This window comes from Stenotrophomonas humi, from assembly GCF_001431415.1.
Taxonomy (GTDB): Bacteria; Pseudomonadota; Gammaproteobacteria; order Xanthomonadales; family Xanthomonadaceae; genus Stenotrophomonas; species Stenotrophomonas humi.
In genome coordinates this window covers 193,427-200,159 of the sequence record NZ_LDJI01000025.1, presented here as the reverse complement: position 1 = coordinate 200,159, position 6,733 = coordinate 193,427, and the positions used below count along the sequence as shown (strand labels likewise).

Annotated in this window: 5 protein-coding genes; 1 reads left to right on the top strand and 4 read right to left on the bottom strand. The window is 65.4% G+C overall.

All coding sequences use genetic code 11. The features are described from left to right. Nucleotides 1–175 precede the first annotated feature (175 nt). Together adhP and adh are read right to left on the bottom strand one after the other, a co-directional pair. Nucleotides 176–1,204 carry an alcohol dehydrogenase AdhP gene (gene adhP, locus ABB26_RS13390; protein ID WP_057634941.1) on the bottom strand — a complete coding sequence of 343 codons (1,029 nt, stop codon included), beginning with the start codon at nucleotides 1,202–1,204 and terminating at the stop codon, nucleotides 176–178. A 98-nt stretch (nucleotides 1,205–1,302) separates the two neighbouring features. Next, nucleotides 1,303–2,832, bottom strand: a complete 1,530-nt coding sequence (gene adh, locus ABB26_RS13385) for an aldehyde dehydrogenase (RefSeq protein WP_057634939.1) — start codon at nucleotides 2,830–2,832, stop codon at nucleotides 1,303–1,305. 242 nt (nucleotides 2,833–3,074) lie between these two features. Between adh and ABB26_RS13380 the strand changes: the two genes are divergently transcribed. Further along, a complete protein-coding gene (locus ABB26_RS13380; RefSeq protein WP_057634937.1) occupies nucleotides 3,075–4,928 on the top strand; it encodes a sigma-54-dependent Fis family transcriptional regulator in 1,854 nt (617 codons plus the stop codon). Between the two features lie 144 nt (nucleotides 4,929–5,072). Here ABB26_RS13380 and eda read toward each other — a convergent pair whose 3' ends face one another. Continuing rightward, nucleotides 5,073–5,711 (bottom strand): bifunctional 4-hydroxy-2-oxoglutarate aldolase/2-dehydro-3-deoxy-phosphogluconate aldolase, encoded by a 639-nt coding sequence (eda, locus tag ABB26_RS13375; RefSeq protein ID WP_057634935.1) that lies wholly within the window; start codon nucleotides 5,709–5,711, stop codon nucleotides 5,073–5,075. Continuing rightward, nucleotides 5,698–6,720 carry a sugar kinase gene (locus ABB26_RS13370; protein WP_057634933.1) on the bottom strand — a complete coding sequence of 341 codons (1,023 nt, stop codon included), beginning with the start codon at nucleotides 6,718–6,720 and terminating at the stop codon, nucleotides 5,698–5,700. Before ABB26_RS13370 ends, eda begins: the two co-directional genes overlap by 14 nt. Between the last annotated feature and the right edge of the window lie 13 nt (nucleotides 6,721–6,733).

Sequence of the window (6,733 nt, the reverse complement as noted above, 5' to 3'; positions counted from 1 at the left end):
CCCCCAACCCGCCCTTTGGCTTTGCCAAAGGGCGGGGCAGTTCATGTGCATTGTCAGACCGCTTCGAGCTGTCAGATGGCAGTGAAAGCCGCTTCAGCGCCCTCCCTTTGGCAAAGCCAAAGGGAGGGTTGGGGAGGGGTAAAGCTTTGCGGCTCCCAAAACCAGATCATTCAGATCAAGCACTCAGATCAAGCACCACGCGCCCTTCAATCTGACCGGCGTGCATGCGCGTGAACACGTCGTTGATGTTCTCCAGCTTGTCGGTGCTGACTGTGGCGGCAACCTTGCCTTCCGCAGCGAACTGCAGCGACTCCTGCAGGTCCAGGCGGGTACCGACAATCGAACCGCGGACGGTGATGCCGTTGAGCACCATGCCGAAGATGTCCAACGGGAAATCACCCGGCGGCAGGCCATTGAGTGACACCGTGCCGCCACGCCGCACCATGCCCAGTGCCTGCTCGAACGCCTTGGGCGAAACCGCCGTCACCAACGCACCGTGCGCACCACCGATTTCCTTCTTCAGGAATTTGGCCGGGTCGGTGTTGCGTGCATTGACTGTGACCGTCGCGCCCAGCCGTTCGGCCAGCTTGAGCTTGTTGTCGTCGATATCCACCGCCGCAACATTCAGGCCCATTGCCTTGGCGTACTGCACGGCCATGTGGCCCAAGCCGCCGATACCGGAGATCACCACCCAGTCGCCGGGCTTGGTGTCGGTGACCTTCAGGCCCTTGTACACGGTGACGCCAGCGCACAGCACCGGAGCGATTTCGATGAAGCCCACTTCCTTGGGCAACAGGCCGACATAGTTGGCATTGGCCAGTGCGTACTCGGCGAAGCCGCCGTTGACCGAATAACCGCTGTTCTGCTGCGCCTCGCACAGCGTTTCCCAGCCACCCAGGCAATGCTCGCAGTAGCCGCAGGCCGAATACAGCCACGGAATGCCGACCCGGTCGCCTTCCTTGATGTGGGTAACGCCAGCGCCCACCGCCACCACATGGCCGACACCTTCGTGGCCGGGAATGAAGGGCGGGTTGGGCTTGACCGGCCAGTCGCCTTCCACCGCGTGCAGATCGGTGTGGCACACGCCACAGGCTTCGATCTTGACCAGGATGTCGCCGGCCATCGGCCGGGGCACCACCACTTCCTCGATATGCAGCGGTTTGCCGAACTCACGTACGACGGCAGCCTTCATGGTTCTGTTCATGCATGCATCTCCTTCTACGGCGTGGAATGGAACTCTGGCACCGGCCCGATGCCGGTGCCTTGATCGTCATCAAACCGGCATGCCTGTGGGGGCGCGGTTCAGAAGAAGCCCAGCTTCTTCGGTGAATAGCTGACCAGCAGGTTCTTGGTCTGCTGGTAGTGGTCGAGCATCATCTTGTGGTTCTCGCGGCCAATGCCCGATTGCTTGTAGCCACCGAACGCCGCGTGCGCCGGGTAGGCGTGATAGCAGTTGGTCCACACGCGGCCTGCCTGTATGCCACGGCCCATGCGGTACAGGCGTGAAGCATCGCGGCTCCACAACCCGGCACCCAGGCCATAGGGCGTGTCGTTGGCGATGGCCAGTGCTTCTTCCTCGGTCTTGAAGGTCGTCACCGACACCACCGGCCCGAAGATTTCCTCCTGGAACACGCGCATCTTGTTGTGGCCCTTGAACACGGTTGGCTTGACGTAGAAGCCGTCGGCCAGGTCGCCCCCCAGGTGATTCTGCTCGCCACCGATCAGCACTTCGGCGCCTTCGGCCTTGCCGATCTCGATGTAGGACAGAATCTTCTTGAGCTGCTCTTCGGAGGCCTGCGCGCCGACCATGGTGTTGGGGTCCAGCGGATTGCCCTGCTTGATCGCCGCAACCCGTGCCAGTGCACGCTCCATGAACTTTTCGTAGATCGATTCTTCGATCAGCACCCGCGACGGGCAGGTGCACACCTCGCCCTGGTTGAAGGCGAACATCACGAAGCCTTCCACCGCCTTGTCGAGGAAATCATCGTCCTCGGCCATCACGTCGGCGAAGAAGATGTTCGGCGATTTGCCACCCAGCTCCAGCGTCACCGGGATCAGATTCTGGCTGGCGTACTGCATGATCAGCCGGCCGGTGCTGGTTTCGCCGGTGAAGGCGATCTTGGCGATGCGTGGGCTACTGGCCAGCGGCTTGCCCGCTTCCAGACCAAAGCCATTGACGATGTTGAGCACGCCCGGCGGCAGCAGGTCGCCGATCACTTCCATCAGCACCAGGATCGAGGCCGGGGTCTGTTCGGCCGGCTTGAGAACCACGCAGTTGCCGGCCGCCAGCGCCGGGGCAAGCTTCCACGCCGCCATCAACAGCGGGAAGTTCCACGGGATGATCTGCCCGACCACGCCCAGCGGCTCGTGGAAGTGATAGGCCACGGTGTCGTTGTCGATCTGCGACAGGCTGCCTTCCTGCGCGCGCAGGGCACCGGCGAAGTAGCGGAAGTGATCGGCCATCAACGGTACGTCGGCGTTGAGCGTTTCGCGGATCGGCTTGCCGTTGTCCCAGGTTTCGGCGTGCGCGATCAGCTCCAGGTTCTGCTCGATGCGGTCGGCGATGCGGTTGAGGATGTTGGCCCGCTCGGTGGTGGAGGTCGCGCCCCAGGCGTCCTTGGCGGCGTGCGCGGCGTCCAGTGCCAGTTCGATGTCTTCGGCATTGGAGCGGGCGACTTCGGTCAGCACCTTGCCGGTGATCGGCGTGGTGTTGTCGAAGTACTGGCCGCTGCGCGGGGCCACCCATTGGCCGCCGATGTAGTTGCCGTAGCGCGGCTTGAACAGCGACTGCGGATCGGTGGCCTGCGGCTTGGTGGAGGGAACAGCATTCATTGGCATCTCCAGACTTGCGTTGGTTGGGGCCGCACGTGGCGGTGTGCTCGACACAGAGCGCAAGGGCGATGCCAACTTCGTCGTGCTGCGCCGCGACATGCCGTATAGGCTGTCGCGGCGGCGTTGTCAGCCGGGATTTGCCGCGGCGCGGCGGGCGCATGCGTTGCAGTCGCCCGTCGGGTGTGGTGTTAATCGGGACACAGGGTTGAACACCTGTCGCAATTTGCGACACAGGAGTTTTCATGGCGCTGGCACCACAACATCGCGTGGGCAATGCCCGTCGTTCGTTCTTCGAGCGCGGCACCCTGCCCGTGGGCACCGTGCCCGACACCATCCTGCAATCGTGGCGGCGGTGTCAGCGCAGCGGTCTGGCGGTGGATGCACAGCCGCAGCTGGAACCCCTGCCCGGCCAGAACCTGCGCGAACTGCGCGACAGCCACGAGCGTCTGTGGCGGTTGGCCCGCGCCGAGATCGACGGCCTGGCGACGCACGCGGCCAGTACCGGCAGCATCGTGCTGCTCACCGACGCCTCCGGTTGGATCCTCAATGCCGAAGGCAGCGCCGGTTTTCTCGACAAGGCCGGGCGCGTGGCGCTGATGCCTGGCGTGTGCTGGAGCGAGGCGGCGGTGGGCACCAACGCCATCGGCACGGCGATCGTCGAAGGCCGCGCGATGGAAGTGCGTGGCGGCGAACACTTCTTCGCTCCCCACGGCATCCTCAGCTGCTCGGCCATGCCCATCTTCGACCCCCACGGGCAGGTCGCCGGCGTGCTCGACATCACCGGCCCGGCCAGCGTGCAGCAGATGCATGCGCTGGGCTTGGCACGGCTGGCGGCCAGCCGCATCGAGCACCGTTTCTTCGAGGACGGCCTGGCCGAATGCGAACTGCTGCGGCTGCATCACGACCCTGCCCTGCTCGATACCCCGGGCGAAGGTGTGCTGGGTTTCCGCAACGGCCGCCTGGTGGCTGCCAACGGTGCCGGGCTGCGTCTGTTTGGACTGGAGCATGGCGACATCGGCCGCGCCTCCTACGAAGCGTTGTTCGAAGCGCCGCTGTCACGGATGCGCGACGACGGCCTGCTGCAGGATCGCAGTGGTCGCATTCTGCGCGGCACGGTGGATGGCCCGCGCACGCGACAGCACGCAACGGTGGCCAGCGCGGCGGTGTCGCCTGCGCGAGGCACCCTGCTGGCGCCAGCGAGCGCCACCGTGTTCGATACGCAGCAGCGTGAACAACTCAGCCGCGCCGGACGGGTGCTTGAAGCGGGATTGCCGGTGCTGCTGCAGGGCGAGACTGGCACCGGCAAGGAAGTGGCGGCGCGCGCGCTGCATGCACAGGGTAGTCGTTCGGCCAAGCCATTCGTCGCGGTGAACTGTGCAGCGTTGCCGGAAGGACTGATCGAAGCCGAACTGTTCGGCTACGAGGAAGGCGCCTTCACCGGCGCCCGTCGTCAGGGTAGCCAGGGCCTGTTGCGGCAGGCGCAGGGCGGCGTGCTGTTCCTGGATGAAATCGGCGACATGCCGCTCGCGCTGCAACCGCGCCTGTTGCGTGTGCTGCAGGACCGCGAGTTGTCACCGCTGGGCGGTGGCAAGCCGGTCAAGCTGGACTTCACCCTGATCTGCGCCACCCATTGCGACCTGCAGCAGGCGATGGCTGAAGGACGTTTTCGTTCGGACCTGTACTACCGCATTGCCGACCACGTACTGCGTTTGTCGCCGGTACGCGAGAACGATGACCGTGCGGCCCTGGTGCAGGCGTTGTGGCAGCCATTGGCGCAGGCGCGTGTGCTTTCAACCGAAGTGATGCAGGCGCTGGCGGCATATGAGTGGCCGGGCAATCTGCGGCAGTTGGTGGCCTGCCTGCGCACGCTGGTGGCCTTGACCGACGCCGATGCGCAGATAGCCGTGGACATGCTGCCGGAGTACCTGCGCGATGCACCGCGCCTGTCCCCTGCCCCGCTTGGCGATGGCAATCTGCAGGCACAGACACTGGAGGCGATGCGTCACGCGCTGGATGCCTGCGATGGCAATGTCAGCCAGGCGGCGAAGCGGCTGGGGGTGAATCGCAGCACGCTGTATCGGCGGTTGAAGCTTTGAGAGCAGGAGTGAGTGGAGAGGAGTGAGAAACGCGCAACGCCGGAAGCACGGCTTCGCCAGTCCCCTCTCCTGCCTTCGGCATCCTCTCCCGCAGGGGGAGAGGAGAAAGGCAGCAGCAACTGCCCCCCTCCCCGGCCCGCACAATCAGCCCGGCAACACCGCCGCTTCGCGTGCCAGCTGTTGGATCTTCGTCCAGTCGCGTGCCTGCAACAGCTCACGCGTGGTCAACCACGAACCGCCCACACACAGCACGTTGGGCAGATGCAGGAACTGCGAAGCGGTCTGCGCGCTGATGCCACCAGTCGGGCAGAACCGCACATCGCCAAACGGGCCATTCCACGCCGACAACATGGCGGCGCCACCGGCCTGTACCGCCGGGAAGAACTTGAACGTATCCAGCCCGTATTCCAGGCCGCGCATCAATTCCGAGGACGTGGCAACGCCAGGCAGGAACGGCAGGTCGGCGTCGCGCGCGGCGGCGTAAAGCCGGTCGGTTGCGCCCGGCGATACGGCAAAGCGGCCGCCTGCGGCTTTCAGCTGCTCCAGCTGTTTGGCATCGAGCACGGTGCCAGCGCCGACGACAGCATCGGGCACGGCTTCGACCATCGCCTTGATCGCTTCCATCGCATTGGGCGTACGCAGCGTTACTTCGATCACCGGCAGGCCGCCGCGCAACAGTGCATGTGCCACCTGCACGGCATCATCAATGTTGTCGGGGGTGAACACCGGAATCACCGGCGCCAGTTTGAGGATTGCGCGTACGCGCGGATCAGCGCCGGACATCGAACTTTCCTTCGCCCATCAGGGCCATCACGTCGGCCACGCCGACTGGGTTGAAATCACCGGGAATGGAATGCTTCAGGCAGCCAGCGGCCAGGCCGAAGCGGATCGTGGTGTCGGCGTCGAGGCCTTCGATCAGGCCGTGCAGCACGCCGGCGGCAAACGCGTCGCCACCGCCGATGCGGTCGACGATATCGGTCAGCTCTTCCTGTGGCGCCACCGCTCGGGTGCCGTCACGGCCCAGCAGCATCGCCCCCAACGAATGATGACCCACGCTGTGCGTGGTGCGTTGCGTGCAGGTCATGTATTGCAGGCGCGGAAACGCAGCGAATGCCATGGCAGCGGCTGCGTCCACGCGCGCCGGTGCGTCGGCCTGCGGGAACTCACCGCCCAGCACCACGCCGATGTCGCGGTAGTCGGCAAACACGATGTGGGCGCAATCAAACAGGTCGCGCAGGATCGCCTTGGCATCCCCGCCCCAGCGCTCCCACAGCTTGGGCCGGAAATTGCCGTCGAACGAAACCTTGATGCCGAGCGCGCATGCGGCCCGTGCCGCTGCCAAGGTCGCCTGTGCCGCTTCCAGGCCCAGTGCCGGGCTTACCCCGGACAGGTGCAGCCACTGCGCGCCGTGCAACAGCGCCGGCCAGTCGTAGCTGTCGGCGCGTGCGCTGGCGAAGGCGGAGTCGGCGCGGTCGTAGACCACTTCGCTGGGGCGGTGCCCGGCGCCGGTGGTCAGGAAGTACAGGCCCATGCGGCCCTCGCTGCGGCGTACGCGGCCGGTGTCCACGCCGTGGCGGCGCAGCTCGCCGGTGACCGCGGCGCCGAGCGGGTTGTCGGCAACCACGCTGACCATCGCCACGTCATGGCCGAAATGGGCCAGCGAGACGCCGACATTGGCTTCGGCACCGCCGGCATGCACATCAAGGGAAGGGCTCTGCAGCAGCAGCTGGTTGCCGGGGGCGCCCAGTCGCAGCAACAGCTCGCCAAAACAGACAATGCGGGTGGAACTCATCAGGACTCCTGCT

What these genes read in the sequence shown, in the direction of transcription:
- adhP (WP_057634941.1), bottom strand. Translation starts at nt 1,204, where the DNA reads ATGAACAGAACCATGAAGGCTGCCGTCGTACGTGAGTTCGGCAAACCG.
- adh (WP_057634939.1), bottom strand. Translation starts at nt 2,832, where the DNA reads ATGAATGCTGTTCCCTCCACCAAGCCGCAGGCCACCGATCCGCAGTCG.
- ABB26_RS13380 (WP_057634937.1), top strand. Translation starts at nt 3,075, where the DNA reads ATGGCGCTGGCACCACAACATCGCGTGGGCAATGCCCGTCGTTCGTTC.
- eda (WP_057634935.1), bottom strand. Translation starts at nt 5,711, where the DNA reads ATGTCCGGCGCTGATCCGCGCGTACGCGCAATCCTCAAACTGGCGCCG.
- ABB26_RS13370 (WP_057634933.1), bottom strand. Translation starts at nt 6,720, where the DNA reads ATGAGTTCCACCCGCATTGTCTGTTTTGGCGAGCTGTTGCTGCGACTG.